Origin of the sequence: Ancylobacter pratisalsi, from assembly GCF_010669125.1 — a bacterium.
Lineage (GTDB): Bacteria > Pseudomonadota > Alphaproteobacteria > Rhizobiales > Xanthobacteraceae > Ancylobacter > Ancylobacter pratisalsi.
This window is the reverse complement of the sequence record NZ_CP048630.1, coordinates 1,330,259-1,351,470: the sequence shown is the minus strand read 5'-3', so window position 1 is coordinate 1,351,470 and position 21,212 is coordinate 1,330,259. Positions and strand designations below refer to the sequence as shown.

At 66.0% G+C, this 21,212-nt stretch carries 17 protein-coding genes; 6 read left to right on the top strand and 11 right to left on the bottom strand.

What is annotated here, in order from left to right; translation table 11 throughout:
• Positions 1–139: 139 nt before the first annotated feature.
• Together G3A50_RS06535 and G3A50_RS06530 are read right to left on the bottom strand one after the other, a co-directional pair.
• Entirely contained in the window at positions 140–2,083 is a 1,944-nt protein-coding gene (locus tag G3A50_RS06535) for a propionyl-CoA synthetase (protein WP_163074499.1), read from the bottom strand.
• Positions 2,084–2,293: 210 nt separating this feature from the next.
• Complete coding sequence (locus tag G3A50_RS06530) at positions 2,294–2,470, bottom strand: YdcH family protein (RefSeq protein ID WP_163074498.1); 177 nt, start codon at positions 2,468–2,470, stop codon at positions 2,294–2,296.
• 207 nt (positions 2,471–2,677) lie between these two features.
• Between G3A50_RS06530 and G3A50_RS06525 the strand changes: the two genes are divergently transcribed.
• Entirely contained in the window at positions 2,678–2,881 is a 204-nt protein-coding gene (locus G3A50_RS06525) for a YdcH family protein (RefSeq protein WP_210255236.1), read from the top strand.
• A gap of 44 nt (positions 2,882–2,925) precedes the next feature.
• Here G3A50_RS06525 and G3A50_RS06520 read toward each other — a convergent pair whose 3' ends face one another.
• Both G3A50_RS06520 and G3A50_RS06515 read right to left on the bottom strand, forming a co-directional pair.
• Positions 2,926–3,411: a peroxiredoxin gene (locus G3A50_RS06520; protein ID WP_163074497.1), complete on the bottom strand. Its 486-nt coding sequence runs from the start codon at positions 3,409–3,411 to the stop codon at positions 2,926–2,928.
• A gap of 153 nt (positions 3,412–3,564) precedes the next feature.
• Complete coding sequence (locus G3A50_RS06515) at positions 3,565–4,416, bottom strand: protein-disulfide reductase DsbD domain-containing protein (RefSeq protein WP_246252191.1); 852 nt, start codon at positions 4,414–4,416, stop codon at positions 3,565–3,567.
• A gap of 128 nt (positions 4,417–4,544) precedes the next feature.
• On the opposite strand from G3A50_RS06515, the gene G3A50_RS06510 reads away from it, so the two are divergent.
• Positions 4,545–5,171 (top strand): YqgE/AlgH family protein, encoded by a 627-nt coding sequence (locus G3A50_RS06510; RefSeq protein ID WP_163077369.1) that lies wholly within the window; start codon positions 4,545–4,547, stop codon positions 5,169–5,171.
• Between the two features lie 65 nt (positions 5,172–5,236).
• Here the strand turns inward: G3A50_RS06510 and G3A50_RS06505 are convergent, their stop codons facing one another.
• The 3 genes from G3A50_RS06505 to G3A50_RS06495 form a co-directional block, all read right to left on the bottom strand.
• Entirely contained in the window at positions 5,237–8,413 is a 3,177-nt protein-coding gene (locus G3A50_RS06505; protein ID WP_246252384.1) for an EAL domain-containing protein, read from the bottom strand.
• 316 nt (positions 8,414–8,729) lie between these two features.
• On the bottom strand, positions 8,730–9,770 hold the full coding sequence (locus G3A50_RS06500) for a tetratricopeptide repeat protein (RefSeq protein ID WP_246252189.1): 1,041 nt from the start codon (positions 9,768–9,770) through the stop codon (positions 8,730–8,732).
• Entirely contained in the window at positions 9,770–10,441 is a 672-nt protein-coding gene (locus G3A50_RS06495) for a thiamine phosphate synthase (protein WP_246252187.1), read from the bottom strand. The genes G3A50_RS06500 and G3A50_RS06495 overlap by 1 nt, the downstream gene beginning before the upstream one ends.
• A 264-nt stretch (positions 10,442–10,705) precedes the next feature.
• On the opposite strand from G3A50_RS06495, the gene G3A50_RS06490 reads away from it, so the two are divergent.
• Entirely contained in the window at positions 10,706–13,189 is a 2,484-nt protein-coding gene (locus G3A50_RS06490; protein ID WP_246252185.1) for a carbohydrate-binding family V/XII, read from the top strand.
• A gap of 196 nt (positions 13,190–13,385) precedes the next feature.
• Here G3A50_RS06490 and G3A50_RS06485 read toward each other — a convergent pair whose 3' ends face one another.
• The 4 genes from G3A50_RS06485 to tkt all read right to left on the bottom strand — a co-directional run bounded on the left by G3A50_RS06485 (position 13,386) and on the right by tkt (position 18,982).
• Positions 13,386–14,411 (bottom strand): class I fructose-bisphosphate aldolase, encoded by a 1,026-nt coding sequence (locus G3A50_RS06485; protein ID WP_163074495.1) that lies wholly within the window; start codon positions 14,409–14,411, stop codon positions 13,386–13,388.
• A 131-nt stretch (positions 14,412–14,542) separates the two neighbouring features.
• Complete coding sequence (locus tag G3A50_RS06480; protein WP_210255235.1) at positions 14,543–15,748, bottom strand: phosphoglycerate kinase; 1,206 nt, start codon at positions 15,746–15,748, stop codon at positions 14,543–14,545.
• A 73-nt stretch (positions 15,749–15,821) separates the two neighbouring features.
• Positions 15,822–16,832 carry a type I glyceraldehyde-3-phosphate dehydrogenase gene (gene gap, locus G3A50_RS06475; protein ID WP_163074493.1) on the bottom strand — a complete coding sequence of 337 codons (1,011 nt, stop codon included), beginning with the start codon at positions 16,830–16,832 and terminating at the stop codon, positions 15,822–15,824.
• Between the two features lie 158 nt (positions 16,833–16,990).
• Entirely contained in the window at positions 16,991–18,982 is a 1,992-nt protein-coding gene (tkt, locus tag G3A50_RS06470) for a transketolase (RefSeq protein WP_163074492.1), read from the bottom strand.
• Positions 18,983–19,431: 449 nt separating this feature from the next.
• Between tkt and G3A50_RS06465 the strand changes: the two genes are divergently transcribed.
• From G3A50_RS06465 to G3A50_RS06455, 3 genes are all read left to right on the top strand, one after another.
• The gene (locus G3A50_RS06465) at positions 19,432–19,728 is read left to right on the top strand and encodes a DUF4164 domain-containing protein (RefSeq protein WP_163074491.1); all 297 of its coding nucleotides are present in this window, start codon (positions 19,432–19,434) and stop codon (positions 19,726–19,728) included.
• A gap of 9 nt (positions 19,729–19,737) precedes the next feature.
• Positions 19,738–20,121, top strand: a complete 384-nt coding sequence (locus tag G3A50_RS06460; protein WP_163074490.1) for a cell division protein ZapA — start codon at positions 19,738–19,740, stop codon at positions 20,119–20,121.
• A 244-nt stretch (positions 20,122–20,365) separates the two neighbouring features.
• Positions 20,366–21,154, top strand: coding sequence for an inositol monophosphatase family protein (locus G3A50_RS06455; protein WP_170308628.1), 789 nt, complete (start codon positions 20,366–20,368; stop codon positions 21,152–21,154).
• Positions 21,155–21,212 lie beyond the last annotated feature (58 nt).

Sequence of the window (21,212 nt, the reverse complement as noted above, 5' to 3'; positions counted from 1 at the left end):
CTCCAGTCGAGCGCGAAAAGGGTGAACGTTTGGTAAAGATGGGGTTGGCGGGCGCATGTCCGCCCACCGGTTTGATCGGATTCGGTGCGTCCCGGCACGGCGCCTGCCGCGCCCTTGCCGGAACGCGTGGATCCGTGGCTTACGCGGCCGAGGCCTTGGACAGGCCACGCGCACTAAGGACCGCGGCGATCTCATCGAGCGAGGAGGGATCGTCGATGGTGGCGGGCATGTTCCACGGCTCGGAATCGGCGATCTTCTTCATGGTGCCACGCAGGATCTTGCCCGAGCGCGTCTTGGGCAGGCGGTGCACGGCGATGGCGATGCGGAAGGCCGCGACAGGGCCGATGCGCTCGCGCACCAGCGCAATGATCTCGTTCTCGATCTCGTTCGGCGCGCGGGTCACTCCAGCCTTAAGGACCACGAAGCCGCACGGCACTTCACCCTTCAACGCGTCGTGGATGCCGATCACCGCGCATTCAGCGACGTCCTGATGGGAGGCGAGAACCTCTTCCATGCCCCCGGTGGAGAGGCGATGACCGGCGACGTTGATGATGTCGTCGGTGCGACCCATGATGTAGAGCTGCCCATCGGGATCACAGAAGCCGGCATCGGCGGTCTTGTAGTAACCGGGATACTCGGTGAGGTAGCTTTCCCGGAACCGCTCGTCCTGCCGCCACAGTGTCGGCAGGCAGCCGGGCGGCAGCGGGAGCTTGATCGCGATCGCCCCCATCTTGTTCGGCCCGGCGGGGTGCCCGCCCTCATCGAGAATGTCGATCGTGTAGCCGGGCATCGGCACACCGGTCGAGCCGACCTTGATATCCAGGGCTCCGAGGCCGATCGGATTGCCGGCGATGGCCCAGCCGGTCTCGGTCTGCCACCAATGGTCGACGACCGGCACGGAAAGCCTGTCCTGCGCCCACTCCACCGTATCGGGATCGGCGCGCTCGCCGGCGAGAAAAAGAGTACGCAGGGATGACCGATCATAGTCGGCCATCAACTTGCCTTCCGGGTCCTCCTTCTTGATCGCGCGCAGCGCCGTCGGCGCGGTGAACAGCGCGCTGACCTTGTATTCCTCGATCACCCGCCAGAAGACGCCGGCGTCGGGTGTGCCGACCGGCTTGCCCTCATAGAGCACCGTCGTGCAGCCCGTGAGGAGGGGCGCGTAGACGATGTAGGAATGCCCGACAACCCAACCGATGTCGGAGGCGGACCAGAACACCTCGCCGGGTTTCACGCCGTAGAGACCTTCCATCGACCAGCGCAGCGCGACCATGTAGCCGCCGGTATCGCGCACCACGCCCTTGGGCTTCCCGGTGGTGCCGGAGGTGTAGAGGACGTAGAGCGGATCGGTGGCCGACACGGTGGCGCATTCCGCCCAACGGCCGCCCGTGGCAGCCTTCTCGCGCAGCGCGTTCCAATCGTGGTCGCGACCTTCCTTCAGGCTTGCCTCGGCCTGGGGGCGCTGCAGCACCACGCACGCCGTCGGCGTGTTCTTGGTCATGGTCAGCGCCAGATCGAGAAGCGGCTTGTAGGCAACGGTCCGGTTCGGCTCGATGCCGCAGGAGGCGGAGAGAACAACCTTGGGGCGGGCATCGTCGATGCGGCTTGCCAGTTCGGCCGCCGCGAAGCCTCCGAAAACGACCGAATGCACCGCGCCGATGCGCGCGCAGGCCAGCATGGCGAACAGCGCCTCGGGGATCATCGGCATATAGATGACGACACGGTCGCCTTTCTCCACGCCGAGATCGCGCAACACGCCGCCAAGCAGACGCACTTCGGTCAGCAGTTCGGAATAGGTGACGGTGCGCTTCGTGCCGGTGACCGGGCTGTCGTAATAGATCGCCGGCTGCTGGCCGCGGCCCGCATCGACATGCCGATCAACCGCGTTGTGGCACATATTGGTAAGGCCACCGACGAACCAGCGCCCATAGACGCCGAGCGAGGAATCGAAAATCTCCCTCGGTTCGGCGATCCAGTCGATCGCGCGGGCCGCCTCGCGCCAGAAACCCTCCGGATCCTGTATCGAACGATCGTAGATGGCGGGATAGCGACTGGTGGCAACCGGGCGGTCCGGGGTGGTCATCGTGGCGTCTCCAAGGGTCACATTATTGTTTTTTTGGCTGTGCCCAGAATTCCGTTTCCGGCCTGTGATTTCAAGAAGCGGAAATGCTTACGACCTTTGTCGAGCGCAGCGCGGTCGTCCGACAGGGCGAGATGGAGAAATGTCGTCCTCAAAAACAAACCGCCGGCCCAGGAGGCCGGCGGCAAAGTCAGCGCTATCAAGAGTCTCGGCTCAATGAAGCGGAGACTCCTTCAGCCGCGTAATTTCGTCCTTCAGAAGGAGCTTGCGTCGTTTCAGGTCGGTGACCCGTACCTCGTCGGAGCTAGGACGGGTGACTTCGGCCCGCAGCTCCTTTTCGAGCGCCTGATGGCGACGTTCCAACTCCGTAACATGCGCCTGCATGGACATGGACGATATCTCCCTGTCTCTGGAAGTGAACGTCATCAGTCTGTCACTTGCGGCGTCGCCTGTCGACGGAACGATGTGCTGCACTGCAGCACGTTCGCGTGGGCCGGGCCGTATTGCGGGCCGGCGGAAGGACGGCAATACTGTGTGGAGGGCCCCGTCGGTAGCGGGGGCGAGTCAGTCGGCGGGTTGGGCGTTTTGGCACAGATAATGGCGGACGAGGAACGCGAGCTCAGGGCGCTTCTGGAGCGTCTGAGGCAAGAGCACCGCGATCTGGATGTCGCAATCGAGGCGTTGCACGACATGCCGGGCAACGACCAGCTTCAGCTCGCGCGCTTCAAGAAGCGCAAACTGGCGCTGAAGGACCGCATCAGTTTCGTCGAGGACCAGATTTGCCCTGACATCATCGCCTGAGCGCGGGAAGGGCGATCCCGGCGCCGGGCGCCGGGACCGGGATATCAGAACTGCGTGAGCAGCACGTCGGCGTTGGTCTTGTCGGCCTTGCTCGGCACATCCTCGACATTCATGACCAGCACTTCGCCGTCGTCTACCAGCATGGAATAGCGCTTGGAGCGAAGGCCCAGGCCGGCGGCGGAGCCGTCGAAGGAGAGGCCGATTTCCTTGGCGAAATCGCCATTGCCGTCGGAGAGGAAAACAATCTTGCCGCCGGCGTTGGAGGCCTTTTCCCACGCTTCCATCACGAAGGGGTCATTGACCGCGGTGACCGCGATGGTGCTGACGCCCTTGGCGAAGATTTCGTCGGCGCGGGCGATGAAGCTCGGCAGGTGATTCTTGTGGCAGGTGGGCGTGAAGGCGCCGGGTACGGCGAACAGCACGACCTTCTTGTTCTTGAAGATCTCGTCCGTCGACTTCGGCACCGGGCCGTCGGCAGTGGCGACGCGGAAGGTCGCGCTGGGCAGCATGTCGCCAACCTTGATCGTCATAGATGTCTCCTTTCGGCGCGGTGATTTTGCGTGTGGAACGTCGAGCTACGCGCAAAAGCCCGCCCGACCGCGATGTCGTCGATCACGGTCAAGGGGCTGCGCGCTCTCGCTCGCGCGGTAGCATAGTCATTTCCCGCGTGTCGGGAAGACGCTTCAGCGTGCGGAAAGCGGCGCTTCAACTTCGATTGCGCGGCGGCCGTCGATCAGGGTGAAGCGCAGCGGCGTGCGTGCGATGTCCGCGCCCTTCGGCACGCCATCGACCGGCAGGACGAAAACCGTCGTGCCATCGGCGCCATTCTCGCGCGTGGGGAGGGGCAGGGCCCAGCTTTCGTCGGGTCCTTCGACGAAAAGATCGGCGTGATCGGCGTCTCCGACCGCGGTTTCGACGCGGATCGACGGCTCGCCGTTCACGTCTTCCAGCGCGACTTTGCGGACGGCCGGTGTCCCGGAAGAACGGATCGCCGTGGGGACCGGGACATGGGCGAGCGCATCGGCGAGGGTCGGGGAGGCCGTGCCATCACCGGCGGGAAGATCAAGCGTCACGGCGGCGTTCGCCGGCTGGCAGATCTTCTCGCAGACCGCGAAATCGAGGGCGAGCTGTAGCGTCACAGGCTTGGAGGCGTCGACCGGCGTGACCTCGATCGGGATCACGACGTCCTTCTTGTAGCCGACGGAGAAGCTTCCGCCCTCGTCGAAGCGGACCGGTGCCGGCCAGCGAATGGTTACCGCACCCAGATTTTCCGAACCGGACCAGTCGAAATGGGGTGGCACGCCGCTGTCGCCGGGATAGCGCCAATAGGTCTTCCAGCCGGGGGTAAGGCGAATCTCGACGCCGGCCGTGCGCGCGCCATTTTCCGTCGGTCCGCCGAGCAGACGCACGGCCGTGCCGCTTGGTGCGGACCACTCGGACGCGGTTTCCGCCTGGGCCCCTCCGGCCGTGAGCGGCCCGAACGAGGCGGTGGCGAGCAGGGTGGCGATAATGGGCAGGCTGCGATGCATGATCATGGCGATAGCCTCTTCGGCCCGTGCGCGAAACCCCGGCGGCCGCACTTTCGTGTGAGCCCTTGCCGTGCGTCGCGCGCCCAGGCGGGAGCGGGGTTGAAAATGCACAGCTTGGGTTTACGCTTCCGGTCATGTGGATGGGACGAGGAAGTGATGAAGGTTCTGCTGGCGATACGCCCGGAACCTTTCTTGACGGGCAGATGCTCGTCGCCATGCCCGGCATGCGCGACGAGCGTTTTGCCCGGGCTGTCATCTATGTGTGTGCCCACTCGCCCGAGGGAGCGATGGGCATCATCGTCAACCAGCCGGCGAGCCATATCAAATTCACTGATCTTCTGGTGCAGCTTGACGTCATTCCGCAGGACGAGCGGATTCACTTGCCGAGCGGCGCCGGCGGCGTGACGGTGCTGCGCGGCGGACCGGTGGAGACCGGACGCGGCTTCGTGCTGCACAGCGCCGATTTTTTCATCCAGGATTCGACGCTGCCGATTGATGACGGCATATGTCTGACGGCGACGCTCGATATTTTGAAGGCGATCGCCGCCGGTGGCGGTCCGGCCAGCGCGGTGCTGGCGCTGGGCTATGCGGGCTGGGCGCCCGGCCAGCTGGAGAATGAGATCCAGCAGAATGGCTGGCTGCACTGCCCGGCGGATAGTTCGCTGGTGTTCGGTACCGATACCGACGCCAAATACGACCATGCGCTGCGCAAGATCGGCATTGATCCGGGAATGCTGTCTTCCGAATCCGGCCACGCCTGACGCGCTATCCCTGCGTTGGCCGGTCCTGTGCCCTCTATCTCCAGAATAGCCGCGCGGAAAGGCTGTCAGGACGCCGGCTTGGACGGCGCCATGACAGGGCTGGCCGGCGGCATCGATGCCGATCCGCTGGCGGCCGGCTCTTCGGCGTCGGCGTTCGTCCGTGCGGCGGGTTCAGCTGGCTTGTCGGCAGGCGGACGTGGGGGCTTGGCCTTCGGCGGGGCCGCCGCAGCCTGACCGGCAGCCGGCGCGCCGGCGCTGGTCTGCGCGTCGCCGTTCTTGTCTGCCTCGCCCTCCTGCGGCGCGGTGCGCGGTGCGGCGCGCGTCACCCCGCGGGCGGCCGCACGCGAGAGCTGGCGCCCGCGCTCGATCAGCGAGGGGGGAGCCGCGTCGGCGTTGATCAGCTTGCGCGCTTCCTCTGCGCTCACCGGCTCGCCGAACAGCCGGCCTTGGCCATAGCGGCAGCCCAGTTTGCCAAGCGCGGCCGCGGCCTGCTCGGTCTCGATGCCTTCGGCGACGATGTCCATGCCCAGATCATGGGCCATGTTGATGATGGTCCGAAGGATGATGGGGCGCTGCGCCTTGTTCCCATTGCGACCCAGCGCTTTCATGAAGGTGCGGTCGACCTTGATGGTGTCGAAAGGAAAGCGCTGCAGATAGGCCAGCGAGGAATAGCCGGTGCCGAAATCGTCCAGCGACAGGCCGGCGCCAAGCTCGCGCATCCGCGACAGGATCTGGGCCGCGTATTCCGGATTCTCCATCGCCAGCGATTCGGCGAGTTCCAGTTTCAGCGTGCCGGGCGCGACGACGTTGCGGGCGAGCACGGCCTTGATGTCCTGCAGCAGGTCGTGGCGAAGCATCTGGCGCGAGGAGATGTTGACCGACACGAAGATCGGCTCGCTGCGCGATGAGCGCTGCCAGCCGCCCAGCTGGCGCGCCGCGCTGTCCAGCAGGAAGAGGCCGAGATCGACAACCAGCCCGCTATCTTCGGCGACGGAAAGGAAGTCGTCGGGGCCGAGCGTGCCCAATGTGGGATGCTGCCAGCGCGTCATGGCCTCGAAGCCGGAGACGGCACGGGTCGCCAGATCCACGACCGGTTGGTAGACGACGCTGATTTCGCCGCGCTCCAGCGCCTGGCGCAGGTCCTCTTCCATGGTCAGCCGGTCGAGCTTGTGGGTGCGCATGCTGGGCCGGAACACCTCAATGCGGTCGCCGCCCACGCGCTTGGCAAAGTACATCGCCAGCTCGGCATCCTTCAGCATTTCGTTGGGCGAGCGCTTCTGCCCGTCGGCGAGGACAAGGCCGATCGAGGCAGTGATGAAGATCTCCCGGTCGCCGAAGGTGATCGGCGCGCGCAGCGTACGGCGCAATGTGTCGGCGAAGGCGGTGATTCGCTCCGGGTCGCGCTCGGAGAGCAGGATCAGGGCGAAATGGTCGCTACCCAGTCGTGCCAGCGTATCCTGCTGCTTGGTCAGCCGCATCAGACGCCGGGCCACGGTGAGCAGGATGGAGTCGCCGGCCGGCATGCCAAGGCTGGCGTTCACCTGCTTGAAGCGATCGAGGTCGATCAGCATGATCGTCGGCCGCAGGGTATCGTCCGCGCGGGAAAAACCGTTGGCCGAGGTCAGGCGGTCGAGGAAGAGTTCGCGGTTGGGCAGGCCGGTCAGGTTGTCGTGCACCGCGTCATAGAGCATGCGCTCTTCGGCGGTACGGCTCTCCGTGACGTCTGACAGCGTGCCGATGCAGCGCACCACCTCGCCATCCGTGCCCACCACGGGTCGGGCGCGCAGGTTGAACCACAGATAGTGCCCGTCATGGGCGCGCAGGCGAAAATCCTGGTCGATGCGCCCGCGGCGCTGGTCCAGAAGCCCGTCCAGCGTGGCGCGAAAGCGGTCTCGATCGCCGGGATGGATGATGTCCAGCCACCCGGCGGCCTCGGTCTCCAGCGTTCCATGCTTGAGGCCCAGAAGCAGCTCGGCTTCGGGGCTGACATGGATGCGGTCGGTGTCGACGTCCCAGTCCCATACGATGTTGCCCGAGCCCGCCACCGCGAGCGCGCGGCGCTCCAGCTCCTGCGCGCTGCCCGCCACCGAGCCGATGCCGGCGAAGGCGTGCTGCATGACGGTGAAGCCGATCAGCATGACGATGAGGACCAGACCGCCGAGAAGAGCAGGGGCGACGAGGTCGTTGCCGATATGGCCGGAGACCGCCATTCCCGCCGTGATGACCCACACCACCAGAAGGAACAGGGTCGGGATGATCAGCACTGCGCGGTCATAACGATGCAGCGCGAGCCACATCACCACGCCAAAGCCCATGAACGAGATCACCAGCAGCGAGGGGCGCGCGATGCCGGCGGCGGCCGAGGGGTCGATCAGGGCGAGGCCGACGAGGGCGGCGAGGAACACCAGCCAGCCGGCGGCAATGTGCCCGTAGCGCACATGCCATCGGTTCAGGTTGAGATAGGCGAACAGGAACACCACCAGCGTCGCCGCCAGAATCGCCTCGCCCGCCGCCCGCCAGAATTGCTGGGCCAGCGGCGATATGCCGAACACCTTCGACCAGAAGCCGAAATCCAGGCCGATATAGCCGAGCACCGCCCAGGCGAGGGCGGCCGCCGCCGGGAACATGGCGCTGCCCTTCACCACGAACAGGATGGTGAGGAAGAGCGCCAGCAGTCCGGCGATGCCGATGACGATGCCGTTGTAAAGGGTGAAGGAGTTGACCTTGTCCTTGTAGGCTTCCGGTTCCCAAAGATAGAGCTGGGGCAGGTCCGCATCGCCAAGCTCGGCAACCAGCGTCACTGTGGTGCCGGGGTCCAGCGTGATGAGAAACACGTCCGCGTCCGGATCGTTCTGGCGTTCCGGGCGGAAGCCCTGGCTGGCGGTGATGTTGACGATGCGCCGGTTTCCGAGGTCCGGCCAGAACACGCCAGAACCCACCATGCGGTAATGCGGCGCGACGATGAGGCGGTCGACCTGCTCGTCGGTGTTGTTGGCGAGGGCGAACACCGCCCATTTGCTGCCGTCGGGCCCTGGCACGACCGAGCGCACCTCGATCCGCCGCACGATGCCGTCGGCCCCCGGAACGGTGGATATCTGGATGCGGTCGGTCTCGCTGGTGTGGCGCTCGATCGCCGGCGCGAGATCCACCACCAGCGCCTCAAGCCGAACCGCCACCGCGTCCAGCGCAAATCCCGGTGTTGCGGGCAGCAGGAAGGCGAGGAGGAGGGCAAACAGTGCCATCAGACGGCGCACGCCGCGCGGGCCATAGGTATCTGCGGCACGCGTGTTCATGCGCCACGCTCGGGCGTGCACGCCGAAGCCCGTCGGCAGGTCCGGCAGGAAGGGCAGGAGGCGACGGACGGTAGCCAAACGGAGTCCTCTGATCTTGTGCAGGAGCCGCGACCGCCGGCTCCCTTCGGCGACGCGTTGAGATGAGTAACGGCGCGGCGCCGCGTGAGCAAGACACGACAGCAAATCCGCCCGCCGGCCCCATGTCCGGAAGGTCGAAGAATGCACCATCGGACCTAATCGTGAAGCATTTGGGGCAAGGTTCACGTCACGGTGGCGACAGCCACAGCTTTGCACGGCTTTCCGCCTCGGTGCGCTCCTCGGGCGTGAGCGAGGCGACCAGCTTGTCGAGCATCGGATCGTCAAGCTTCTGGGCCTTGGCCATCATGTGCCAGGTCGCGGCCGCAACCTTGTCCTGCGGCACGCCGCGCCCGGCGGACAGGATGCGGGCGTAGCGGTTCTGGGCGATCGCGTTGCCCGCGAGCGCGGCCTTGCGGAACAGCGCGGCGGCGCGCTCCTCGTCCTTGGGGACGCCGTCGCCGTTGAACACCATGATGGCGAGTTCGGTGGTGGCCACCACATTGCCAAGCTCGGAAGCGCGATACAGCAGGCGCGAGGTTTCGAGCCGGTCCTGGGGAACGCCGTTGCCGTCCCGATAGAGCGTCGCCAGCGCGTAGATCGCGTCCACCTGGTCCAGATTCGCGGCACGGCGGAACCACTCGGCGGCGAGGGCGGGTTCCTTCGGTGCCACGAGGCCCTGAAGATAGACCAGACCAAGATTATAGGCCGCCGCCGAGTTGCCCTTTTCCGCCGACTGGCGAAACAGGGCGACCGCCTCGTCCTTCCGCTGGGTGGAGGGCTGTTCCATCTTCCACGCGCCGAGCGTGAACAGCGCATCGGAATTGCCCTTGGCGGCGGCGGCCTCGAACCAGGCGCGCGCGGCGGCCGGATCCTGAGGCACGCCATAGCCGATCGAGAGCAACTCGCCGGCCAGCACCATGGCCACCGGGTCGCCCGTGGTGTTGGCGCGCTTGACGGCGAGATCGAGGGCGGTCCGGAAGTGGCCGCGCTGATAGGCGGCGTAGGCGGGGTCGGGCGTGGGCGCGGGGCCGCGCTTGCCGCTTGGCGTCAGCGTAATCGAGGCGGGGGCCTTGGTCGGCGTCGCGCCGGTGCTGGGGCCAAGAGGCTCGACGCCGGGCGCCTGTGCGTATGCAGCAGGCATCCAGCCGCCGATCAGGATCAGGAGCACGAGAGCGGCCGGCGTGCCTTGGAACGGCAGCCTTCCGGGTCTGCGGTGCGGCATCGCCATCAGCCGGCTGCCATCTCGCCGCCGAGACGGGCCGCTATCGCGCGTGCGCCTGCAACGGGATCGTCGAGCACGAGGGTATCGACGGCGATGAAGTCCGCGCCGGCCGCGACCAGCGTGGAGACCTCCTCCAGCGTGCCGGCATAGGCCACGCAAGGCGGTTCGAAGAGCTGCGCCCACCAGTCGGTGCGCTCCAGCGTGGTGTCAAAAGCGGGGCGTCGCCCGCTGAGGTCCGGTTCGCCGAACATCACATAGTCCGCACCGGCCTCGCCCGCGCTCATCGCGTCGTGCTTGCTGCGGATGCCGCCCATGCCGGCGATGCCGTGCGGGCGGAGGACAGGGAGCGCCGCCCGAAGCGCGGCCAGCCCGTCGAGATGGGCGCCATCGGCTTCAAGCGCGCCGGCCAGCGCGGTGTTGCCCTCAATGAGGCAGGCCGCGTCAATGGCATGGCACGCCGCGACGAGCGGGCGCAGGCGCTCGGAGAGCACGTCCCCGTTCGCGTCGGCAGCGGGGGATGGATCCGCGCGCAGCAGCACGGCAGCGATATCCACCTCGCCTCCGGCGCGGCCGACGGCATCGGTCAGCCGCGCGATTTCCTCTGCGTCGCCTGTAGCAGGCACGAGCAGATAGAGGCGGGGCGCGGGGCGTTGAGGTTCGGGGCGGGATCGAGACATAAGGGGAGCCATGTCGCAGGATGGCGGCGAAAGCGCGGCGCCTTCGCAACGGAACTTCATCTAACGGTCGATGGCGGCGCGGTCCAGCACCGTTAGGATTTCATTCTCGATGGGGTCAATACGGCGCGATCCCGACGTCCGCCATGCTTCACCCCGGATGGCGCGAGGTGGTAAGTGTTGGAGTGTCGTTCGTCGACGCCAAGACTTCCTGGCGCGCCCGTCGGCCGGCCTGTCGTCGGTCAGCGACGCCATTCGAGGGGAAACATGCCCAGCCACAGTTTTCGCTTCGCCACGCATGCGGCGGTCCTCATGACCACCGTGGCGCTTGTCGCCGCGCCAGCTCTCGCCCAGGAGCCGGCGCCGCCCGCCGCAACGGCAGGGCAGACCGCCGCGCCGTCCGCGGTTCCCAAGGCACTGACCTGGCCCAAGACCTTTGAGTTCGGCGACAAGCAGCTGCAGCTGTATCAGCCGCTGATCGAGACATGGAACGGCGACCAGCTCGCCGGCCGCGCGGCTGTTGCCATCGGCACCAAGGACGGCACGCCCACTTACGGAATCGCCCATTTCACCGCCCGCGTCGCGGTCGACAAGCCTTCCAAGCTGGCCCAGCTCAGCAACATCACCATCTCCACGGTGGACGTCCCGACCGACAAGACCCAGGACACGGCGGTGATGAGCGCTCTGCAGGCGCATATTCCCCCGGAGGGCATGACGGTCGCGCTCGACCGCCTGCTCACGAGCTATGCCGCGAACAAGGAACTCGGCAAGGAACTGGCGCAGCCGGTCGACAACACGCCGCCGAAGATCATCTTCGCCGACAAGCCGACTCTTCTCGTGCTGGTCGCCGGCAAGCCGGTGACCCAGCCGATTGAAGGCGTCGTCGGCTTTCAGCGGGTGATCAACACCCATCCGCTCATCCTGGTGGATGCGGCGGGTGCCTATCATCTGCAGGCCGCCGGCACCTGGTACGACGCCAAGTCGATCGAAGGGCCGTGGGTGGTGACCACCGCTGCCAACCCGTCGCTCGAAGCGGCGGGAAGCATGGCGAACTATGAATCGACCGCTGAATCGATGCTGCCAGCGAGCGGCCAGAAGCCGGCTGTTCCGCCCGCCATCGCCTCCTCGACCGTTCCCGCTGAACTGGTGATCACCGGCGGCGCCCCGCAAATGGTGCCGGTGGGCGGTACCTCGCTGCTGCGCATGGCCAATGCCGACCATGCGGTGCTGATGGACCCCTCGAACAACCAATATTACGTGCTGGTTTCCGGCCGCTGGTTCCGTGGCGCCGGCCTCACCGGGCCCTGGAGCTTTGTGCCCGGCACCAGCCTGCCGCCGGACTTCCCCAAGATATCGCCGACCGATCCGGTGGCCAACGCGCTGGTGGCCGTGCCCGGCACGCCGCAGGCCAAGGAGGCGGCCATCGCCGCGACGGTGCCTCAGACGGCAACCATCTCGCGCGATACCCGGCTGACCATCCAATATGACGGCGGCGCGCCGAAATTCGTGCCGATAAAGGGCACGGTGCTGAGCTACGCCGAGAACACCCGCACGCCGGTGATCATGCTCGACCCGACGCGCTATTACGCCCTGTTCCAGGGGGCCTGGTTCGTCGCCGGTTCTCCGAACGGGCCGTGGTTCGTCACGGACGTGGTGCCGGCGGCGGTCTACACCATTCCGGTCACCTCACCGCTGCACTACGTGACCTATGTGCGGGTCTACGCCTCGACCCCCGAAGTGGTCACGGTCGGCTATACGCCCGGCTATATGGGTGTCGTGCTGGCGCCGGGTGGCACCGTGGTCTACGGCACCGGCTATGACTGCCCCGGCTATGTCGGCTCCTACTGGTACGGATGCCCGGCAACCTATGGCTACAACGCCGCCTTTGGCTGGGTCGGGGGCTTCGCCTTTGGCTTCGCCGCGGCCTATGACTGGGGCGCGTGGGGGCCTTATTGGGGTCCCTATTGGGGGGCGGGTCCGTGGGGTGGCCCCTGGGCCGGCGTCAATGTCGACCAGACCAACCTCTATGGCCGCTGGGGCGGCAACGCGACCATCAACCACGCCTGGGGCTATAACCCCTGGACCGGCAATGAAGGCGTCGCGAATTCCATCAGCGGCGTTACCGGGCGCGGCACCGCCTTCCAGGGCCGTTCGGGCGCGGCCTTCAACCCCTGGACCGGCAATTACGCCGGTGGGCGCGAGGGCAGCTACTACAATCCGGCGACCGGTGCGCGTGGCGCCGCCCGCTCGGGCGTGGTCGGCAATGTCGACAGCGGCAATTTCGACGCGGGTCGCCAGTCGGCGCGCTACAACCCGACCACAGGCTTTGGCCACGCCTCGGAGACCGGCGTGTCCGCCGATGACGGTCACCTCAACGTCGACAGTCGCGGCGTCGCCGGCAACGCGCACACCGGCAACGGCGTGGCGTGGAACGACGGCAATATCTACACCGACCATGATGGCAGCATTCATCAGTATGACCGGTCGAATGGCTGGCAGCACCAGACCATTGACGGCTGGCGCGGCGACAGCGACCCCGGCCAGATCGACCGCCTGAACCAGCAGCGCAATTTCCAGCAGCTGGGTGACGAGCGGGTGGACAATTTCGCCCGCGCCGGCGGCTTCGACGACTTTCATGGTGGCGGGGACTTCGCGGGTCGGGACGGCTTCCGCGGCAACTTTGGCGGCGGCGGTTTCCACGGCTTTGGTGGCGGTGGTGGCTTCCACGGCGGTGGCGGCTTCCGCCGCTGAGGCGGTTAGCGTTCGCCGGGCCTTTCTTTCAAGGCCTCATCCCCGGCCGCGTGCCGGGGATGTCATTTGAAGAGGGCGCGTGTTCGTCCCCGAAACGCTAGCCGTCATCCGAACGGACGCGGGCAAAACAAAAAACGCCACCTTTCGGCGGCGTTTTGAGTGTCTTGCGGCATTTCCGCAAAAGCGAAGATACGGCTCAGGCCGCCTTCTTGTGCTCGACTTCTTCGGTCCACTGACCGAGCGCGGCGAGATAGTTCATCCTGGCGCGATGGGTGAAAGCGGCCTGTCCGGCGGCAACGTTCTCCGGCTTGCCTGCCCACGCCTTCTGCGGCGCGGCCTGAAGGGCCCGGCCATAGGAGAACGTCAGGTTCCAGGGCAGCCCGCCATTGCGGATCATCGCGTCGAGATTGGCCGTCGCCTCTTCGTCCGACTGGCCGCCGGAAAGGAACGCCACGCTCGGGACCGCCGAGGGCACGCAGTTCTTCAGGCAGCGTGCGGTCTGCTCCGCCACTTCGGCGGTGGAAGCCTGCTTCGCCGACTTCTTTCCGGCGATGACCATGTTCGGCTTCAGCACCATGCCCTCAAGCTTCACACGGGCGTAGAACAGCTGCTGGAAGACTTCCTTCAGCACCCATTCGGTGACGTCGTAGCAGCGGTCGATATCGTGGTCGCCGTCCATCAGGACTTCCGGCTCGACGATCGGCACGATATTCGCGGCCTGTGCCAGTGCCGCATAGCGTGCAAGTGCCTGGGCATTGGCGAGGATGGAGGTGTAGCTGGGAATATGCGACCCGATATCGATCACCGCGCGCCACTTCGCGAAGCGGGCGCCGAGGTCGTAATATTCCTTGAACCGCTCGCCGAGGCCGTCGAGGCCCTCGGTGATGGTCTCTCCGGGACAACCCGGCTGCGGCTTGGCGCCCGCGTCGACCTTGATGCCGGGGATGGAGCCGGCCTTCTCGATCAGCGCGACCAGCGGCGTGCCGTCCTTGGCCTTCTGGCGGATGGTCTCGTCGAACAGGATGACGCCGGAAATGTACTGCGACATCGCTTCGTCGGACCGGAACAGCATCTCGCGATAATCGCGCCGGTTTTCGAAGGTGGACTCGACGCCGATGGCATCGAAACGCTTCTTGATCGTGCTTGAACTCTCGTCGGCGGCCAGGAGTCCCTTGCCACCCGCCGCCAGCTTGTACGCAACCTCTTCGAGGCTAGCCGTCATCTCTCTCTCCCGCGCGAAACAGATGTGTCCGGCCCCGCAGCCTGGTGTCCGACGGGGCCGAGCCAGTTGGATTTACAGCATTCAAAGCCCGGATGTCTCGATTTTCGAGCTGTCCGGACTCTCGCCGGGTCTTAACGCCGCAGCGCCTCGACACCCGGCAAGGCCTTGCCCTCGAGCCATTCGAGGAAGGCGCCGCCGGCGGTCGACACGTAGCTGAAGCGCGCCGCGACACCGGCATGGTTGAGCGCCGCTACCGTGTCGCCGCCGCCGGCGACCGAAAGCAGCTTGCCCGCGTCGGTGAGATCGGCCGCCGCCTTGGCCACCGCGACGGTCGCGGTGTCGAAGGGCGGCAGTTCGAACGCGCCGAACGGGCCGTTCCATACGACGGTCTTCGCCGTCTTCAACTTGGCGATGATGCTCTCGACCGACGCCGGACCCGCGTCGAGCATCATTTCGTCCGCCTTGATGTCGTCCACCGCGGCGACGCGACAAGGGGCGTGAGCCTTGAACTCGGTTGCGGCCAGCGCGTCCACCGGCAGCACGACGTCGCAGCCGGCGACCTTTGCCTTCTCGATGATATCGAGCGCGGTCGACGTGAGATCGTGCTCGCACAGCGACTTGCCGACATCCTTGCCCTGAGCGGCAAGGAAGGTATTGGCCATGCCGCCGCCGATCACGAGGATGTCCACCCTCGCCACCAGATTGCCAAGCAGTTCGAGCTTGGATGAGACCTTGGCGCCGCCGACCACGGCCAGAACCGGACGCTCGGGCGCCTCCAGTGCCTTGGCGAGCGCTTCGATTTCCTCCTGCATGCAGCGACCGGCATAGGCTGGAAGCGCGTGCGCGAGGCCTTCGGTCGAGGCATGGGCGCGATGGGCAGTGGCAAAGGCGTCGTTGACATAGACGTCGCCGAGCGTTGCCAGCGCGGCAACGAACTCGGGATCGTTGGCCTCTTCGCGTTTGTCGAAGCGGGTATTTTCCAGAAGAAGCACGTCGCCGGGCTGAAGCGCGGCGACAGCGGCCTGGGCGACCGTCCCGATGGTGGCGGGGCAGAAGCCGACCGGCTTGCCCAGGCGCGAGGCCACCTCGCCGGCGATCGGCGCCAGCGACAGGGTCGGATCCTCACCCTTGGGGCGACCGAAATGCGCCAGCAGGATCACCTTGCCGCCCTTGTCCGCGATCTCGCGGATCGTCGGTAGAACGGCCTGTATGCGGGTGTCGTCGGTGACCTTTCCATTGTCGACCGGGACATTCAGATCGACACGCACGAGCACCCGTTTGTTGGCGACGTCGGCGTCATCGAGTGTGCGAAAGGCGGATTCTTCCTTCACGGGCATTCTCCCTCGGATTTTTTTTGATCTTTATACGAAGCGGCCGGGCTTCATTGTGGAGAGCCCGGCCGAAACTCATTCAGATCAGTTTACCGAGGGCAACCGCCGTGTCGGACATGCGGTTCGAGAAGCCCCATTCATTGTCGTACCAGGACAGAACACGCACGAAGTTGCCTTCGAGCACCTTGGTCTGGTCGAGGTGGAAGATCGAGGAATGCGGGTCGTGATTGAAGTCGGTGGAGACGTTGGGCTGGTCGGTGAGGCCGAGGATGCCCTTAAGCGGGCCGCTCGATGCCGCCGCCTTGATGGCCTCGTTGATCTCCTCCTTCGTCACCTTCTTCTTGGCGACGAACTTGAAATCGACGACCGAGACGTTCGGGGTCGGCACGCGGATCGACGTGCCGTCGAGCCGGCCGGCGAGTTCCGGCAGCACGAGGCCGACCGCCTTGGCCGCGCCCGTGGTGGTCGGGATCATCGACAGCGCCGCGGCGCGGGCGCGGTACAGATCCTTGTGCATCGTGTCGAGCGTGGGCTGATCGCCCGTATAGGAATGGATGGTCGTCATGAAGCCGTGGTCGATGCCGACGGCGTCGTTCAGCACCTTGGCCACCGGCGCAAGGCAGTTGGTGGTGCAGGACGCATTGGAGACCACGAGGTGGTCCTTCGTCAGCTTGTCATGGTTCACGCCGAAAACGACGGTCAGATCGGCACCCTCGGCCGGCGCAGAGACCAGTACACGCTTGGCGCCGGCGGTCAGGTGCGCGGCGGCCTTGTCTCTGGCGGTGAAGATGCCGGTGCATTCCAGCGCAATGTCCACGCCGAGCGCCGTATGCGGCAGCTCCGCGGGACTGCGCACCGCCGTCACCTTGATCGGGCCACGGCCTACGTCGATGGTGTCGCCGTCGACCTTTACCTCGCCGGGAAACCGGCCGTGCACGCTATCAAAACGAAAGAGGTGCGCGTTGGTTTCGACCGGTCCGAGGTCGTTGATGGCCACGACCTCGATGTCGGTGCGCCCCGACTCGATGATGGCCCGCAGTACATTGCGGCCGATGCGACCGAAGCCGTTGATGGCAACCTTGAGCGTCATGCGTTTAATTCCCCAGGTGAACTTTATCATCACGATCCGCGCCGTGGCCTAATAGCGCGGCGGACGTTAGGACACCAGTCGCACCTTCTACTGATGCCACCTGGGAGCAGGTCTGGCGCATTTCGCATGCGCCAGACGCATAGCTGGGGAGCCCCGATTCAGTGCTCCAGGCGGCTCAACGCGGTCTGAACCACGCCGTCCACCGTGATGCCGAAATGCGCGAACACTTCTGGCGCGGGGCCCGAAGCGCCGAAGCCGGTCATGCCGACAAACGCGGCGTCGGAGCCGACGATCGAGTCCCATCCCTGGCGGATAGCCGCCTCGATGGCGATCTTGACCGGCGCCTTGCCGACAACCTGACGGCGGCTTTCCTCGGGCTGATTGAGGAACAGCTCGAAGCACGGAACGCTGACCACACGGGTCGGTACGCCTTGCCCTTCCAGCACTTCGCGCGCCGCCATGGCCATGGAGACTTCCGATCCGGACGCGAAAAGCGAGACCTTCGCCTCGTCGGAGGCGGCGGCCAGTTCGTACCCGCCCTTGGCCGTACGGCAGCGCTCGCTGCTATCGGTCCGTAGCAGCGGGAGATTCTGGCGCGTGAGCGCGAGCACGCTCGGCCCGGTCTTGTGCTCCATCGCCAGCTTCCAGGCCTCCGCCGTTTCCACCGTGTCGCACGGACGGAAGACGAGCAGGTTCGGAATGGCGCGCAGTGCGGCAAGTTGTTCCACCGGCTGATGGGTGGGGCCATCTTCGCCGACGCCGATCGAATCGTGGGTGAACACGTAGACCACGCGAATCCCCATCAGCGCGGCAAGGCGGATGGAGGGCCGGCAATAGTCGGAGAACACCAGGAAGGTGCCGCCATACGGAACAAAGCCGCCATGCAGCGCGATGCCGTTCATCGCCGCTGCCATGCCGTGCTCGCGAATGCCCCAGTTCACGTAGCGCCCGTCATAGGCCGGGGGCATGACGTCGACCGAAGTGGCCTTGGTCTTGGTGTTGTTGGAATGGGTGAGGTCGGCCGAGCCGCCCACCATTTCCGGCAGCGCAGCGGTGAGCGCTTCCAGCACGATCTCGGATGACTTGCGGGTGGCGACCGCGCCGCCATCGGCGCGGGCCTTGGTGATCACATTCGCCACCACGTCGCCCATCTTGGAGGGCAGTTCGCCGCGTATCCGGCGCTCGAATTCGGCGCGCTTGTCGAGGTCCGCCTCCTTCAGGCGCTGGGTCCAGCTCTTGTGGGCCTGGCGCGAGCGCAGCCCGGCCAGCCGCCAGCAGTCGAGCACGTCGCTGGGGATGACGAAGGGCTCGCTGTCCCAATGAAGGAAGGCACGCGCGCCGGCGATCTCGGCGGCGCCCAGCGGCGAGCCGTGCACGGCGTTGGTGCCCGACTTGGTGGGGGCGCCGTAGCCGATGGTGGTGCGGCAGGCAATCAGCGAGGGCTTGTCGGTGGTCTTGGCGTGCTCGATGGCGGCAAGAATGGCGTCGGGGTCGTGCCCGTCCACCCGCACCGAGTCCCAGCCCGAGGCCTCAAAGCGGGCGAGCTGGTTGGTCGATACGGAAAGGTCGGTCGAACCATCGATGGTGATGTGGTTGTCGTCCCACATGACGATCAGCTTGCTCAGCTTCTTGTTGCCGGCAAGCTCGATGGCCTCTTCCGAAATACCTTCCATGAGGCAGCCGTCACCGACGATCACATAGGTGTAGTGATCGACCAGATCGGAGCCGAACTGGGCGGCGAGCATGCGCTCGGCCAGCGCGAAGCCGACCGAGTTCGCCAGGCCCTGGCCGAGCGGGCCGGTCGTGGTCTCGACGCCGACGGTGTGGCCATATTCCGGATGGCCCGGTGTCTTCGAGCCGAGCTGGCGGAAGTTCTTGATGTCCTCGATCGTCATGCCCTCGTAGCCCACGAGGTAGAGCAGCGAGTACAGCAGCATCGAGCCATGGCCGGCCGAGAGAATGAAGCGATCGCGGTCCGGCCAGTGCGGATCCGTCGGATCGAACTTCAACACTTTGCCGAAGAGCACGGTGGCGACATCCGCCATGCCCATTGGCATTCCTGGATGGCCGGACTTGGCGGCTTCGACGGCGTCCATGGACAAAGCCCGAATGGCGTTTGCCATGCGATCATGCTTATCGCGGTTCGACATGAGGACCGATGTCTCCGAAGGGATCTCGTTGCTCTTAGGCGATGATGTGGCGTCAGTTGAATTCTGGACGTCTATGGTCTCGAACGAGCGGCGTCCGGGCGAAGTTCCTTGATGGGGCCGCCCGTGACCCATGACTGATAACGTTCGGTATACAGCACACCCGCGCTGTACCATGCATTCCGCAATGCGGCTGCGCCGGGCGGGCGAGTGATAGCACCCTGCCGCTGCGTGTCAAAGCCGGCCCGTGCGCGCCGGTGCCCGATGTTTGTGGCTATCGCTTCGGCGGAGAGGCCGCCGTCGCAGTTGACGCTGGCGGAGCGTGCAGGCTCAATGTCGCCGGATTCGGGTGCGAAACCACCCGCTTATACCGTCCAATCATGCCCCGTCCGCGCCGCCGTTCCGCGTGAAAGCGTGCGTGACGAGGCGGGCGTTTACCGGAGCGTCAGCGCATGAACCAGCTGCCTGCGGGCGAGTCGATGGCTCTCGATACCGCACTGAAGCGCTTCGACACGGCGGTCGAGGCGCTTGAGGCCGCGATTCAGCGTCGGCTTGAGGTCGAACGCCAGGAGGCGGCCCTGTCGCAGCAGGTGCATGTTCTGAGCATCGATCGCTCTCGCCTTGCCGACGCGCTCGACGGCGCGCAGACCCGTGCCGAGAAGATCGAGACCGCCTCGGACGAGGTGTCGCGCCGGCTGGGCAGCGCCATGGAAACCATCCGCGCGGTGCTCGCCGCGCATGAACGCTGAGGTGGGCCGATGGCACAGGTTACGATCACCATTGGCGGGCGAGCCTATCGGATGGCCTGCGACGATGGTCAGGAGGAGCACCTCACCCGGCTCGGCGCCAATGTTGACGCGCGCATCGACGAGCTTCGCGCCGCCTTTGGCGAAATCGGCGACCAGCGGCTGAGTGTGATGGCCGCGATCACCATGGCGGACGAACTGTCCGAGGCCCGGCGTCGTCTCACCGAGGCTGAAAGCGCAGCGCTTGCGGACCGCAAGGCGCGCGATGAAGTCGCCCATCGGCTTGGAGAGGTCGAGGCCTCCCTCGCCACTACCGTCATTTCCGCAGCCGAGCGTCTGGAGCAATTGGCGCGCGAGCTGGGCCCCAGCCCTTCCGGTGGCGTGGGTATGGGCTGAGGGGTTCATCGGCCGCACGCCGTTCAGCGTTGATGGAGCGGGAAAACCCGTCGCCGGGCGGTGTGTACCCGGAGGGGCTGCAACGGCAGCACACAGGGACGGCTGGCCTGCCGGGCGGCGCGATGCGGCTCACGGCTCGGAAGTGTCAGCCCTTGACGCCATGCCGACCGGAGGGCAGGAGGTAGGCCAAGTTCATTCCTCGCGGCCGCGTTCTCGCCTGTCGCGCTTCTGCCGGAAACCTTCAATGATCCGCTCTCCGCTCATCACCGTCATGGTGCAGGCCGTCCGCAAGGCCGGCCGCTCACTCGTCCGCGATTTCGGCGAAGTCGAGAATCTTCAGGTCTCGCTCAAGGGCCCGGCGAATTTCGTCTCCAATGCCGACCGCAAGGCCGAGCGCATCCTGCATGAGGAACTGTCGAGGGCCCGGCCGGGCTTTGGCTTCATCATGGAAGAGAGCGGGGAGGTGGAGGGCACCGATGCCAGCCATCGCTGGATTATCGATCCGCTCGACGGCACCACCAATTTCCTGCACGGTATTCCGCTGTTCTGCATCTCGGTCGGGCTGGCGCGCGACGGCGTGCCGATCGCGGGTGTGATCTACAACCCCGTGACCGACGAACTGTTCGTCGCCGAAAAGGGCGCCGGTGCCTTCCTGAACGACCGGCGCATCCGTGTCGCCGCGCGCAGCAAGCTGGCGGACGCCGTGGTCTGCTGCGGCATGCCGCATCTGGGCCGGGGCGGTTTCGACCAGTTCGGCCGCGAATATGCGGCGCTGGCGCCAAAGGTCGCAGGCATGCGCCGGACCGGGTCCGCGGCCACCGACCTTGCCTGGGTTGCCGCGGGTCGATTCGACTGCTTCTGGGAGCGCAGCCTCAGCTCGTGGGACATGGCCGCTGGTATCGTGTTGATCCGCGAAGCGGGCGGCTATGTCAGCGACCTCGACGACAGCGACAAGATGCTGGCCAAGGGTGACATCATCGCCGGCAACGAGACGATCCGCCGGGACGTGCTTGCGGTACTGCGCAAAGCCTGACGACAAAAGGGAAATCCCGCATTCCATTTCCCTCGCGCTGTGGCATAGTCCCGCAAAA

Excerpts from the sequence above, each read along its gene's own strand:
- G3A50_RS06485 (WP_163074495.1), bottom strand. The coding sequence starts at position 14,411 with ATGACGGCTAGCCTCGAAGAGGTTGCGTACAAGCTGGCGGCGGGTGGC.
- G3A50_RS06495 (WP_246252187.1), bottom strand. The coding sequence starts at position 10,441 with ATGTCTCGATCCCGCCCCGAACCTCAACGCCCCGCGCCCCGCCTCTAT.
- G3A50_RS06480 (WP_210255235.1), bottom strand. The coding sequence starts at position 15,748 with ATGCCCGTGAAGGAAGAATCCGCCTTTCGCACACTCGATGACGCCGAC.
- G3A50_RS06510 (WP_163077369.1), top strand. The coding sequence starts at position 4,545 with ATGTGGATGGGACGAGGAAGTGATGAAGGTTCTGCTGGCGATACGCCC.
- G3A50_RS06505 (WP_246252384.1), bottom strand. The coding sequence starts at position 8,413 with ATGGCACTGTTTGCCCTCCTCCTCGCCTTCCTGCTGCCCGCAACACCG.
- G3A50_RS06455 (WP_170308628.1), top strand. The coding sequence starts at position 20,366 with ATGATCCGCTCTCCGCTCATCACCGTCATGGTGCAGGCCGTCCGCAAG.
- G3A50_RS06490 (WP_246252185.1), top strand. The coding sequence starts at position 10,706 with ATGCCCAGCCACAGTTTTCGCTTCGCCACGCATGCGGCGGTCCTCATG.
- gap (WP_163074493.1), bottom strand. The coding sequence starts at position 16,832 with ATGACGCTCAAGGTTGCCATCAACGGCTTCGGTCGCATCGGCCGCAAT.
- G3A50_RS06535 (WP_163074499.1), bottom strand. The coding sequence starts at position 2,083 with ATGACCACCCCGGACCGCCCGGTTGCCACCAGTCGCTATCCCGCCATC.
- G3A50_RS06460 (WP_163074490.1), top strand. The coding sequence starts at position 19,738 with ATGGCACAGGTTACGATCACCATTGGCGGGCGAGCCTATCGGATGGCC.
- tkt (WP_163074492.1), bottom strand. The coding sequence starts at position 18,982 with ATGTCGAACCGCGATAAGCATGATCGCATGGCAAACGCCATTCGGGCT.
- G3A50_RS06465 (WP_163074491.1), top strand. The coding sequence starts at position 19,432 with ATGAACCAGCTGCCTGCGGGCGAGTCGATGGCTCTCGATACCGCACTG.
- G3A50_RS06515 (WP_246252191.1), bottom strand. The coding sequence starts at position 4,416 with ATGATCATGCATCGCAGCCTGCCCATTATCGCCACCCTGCTCGCCACC.
- G3A50_RS06525 (WP_210255236.1), top strand. The coding sequence starts at position 2,678 with ATGGCGGACGAGGAACGCGAGCTCAGGGCGCTTCTGGAGCGTCTGAGG.
- G3A50_RS06500 (WP_246252189.1), bottom strand. The coding sequence starts at position 9,770 with ATGGCGATGCCGCACCGCAGACCCGGAAGGCTGCCGTTCCAAGGCACG.
- G3A50_RS06520 (WP_163074497.1), bottom strand. The coding sequence starts at position 3,411 with ATGACGATCAAGGTTGGCGACATGCTGCCCAGCGCGACCTTCCGCGTC.
- G3A50_RS06530 (WP_163074498.1), bottom strand. The coding sequence starts at position 2,470 with ATGTCCATGCAGGCGCATGTTACGGAGTTGGAACGTCGCCATCAGGCG.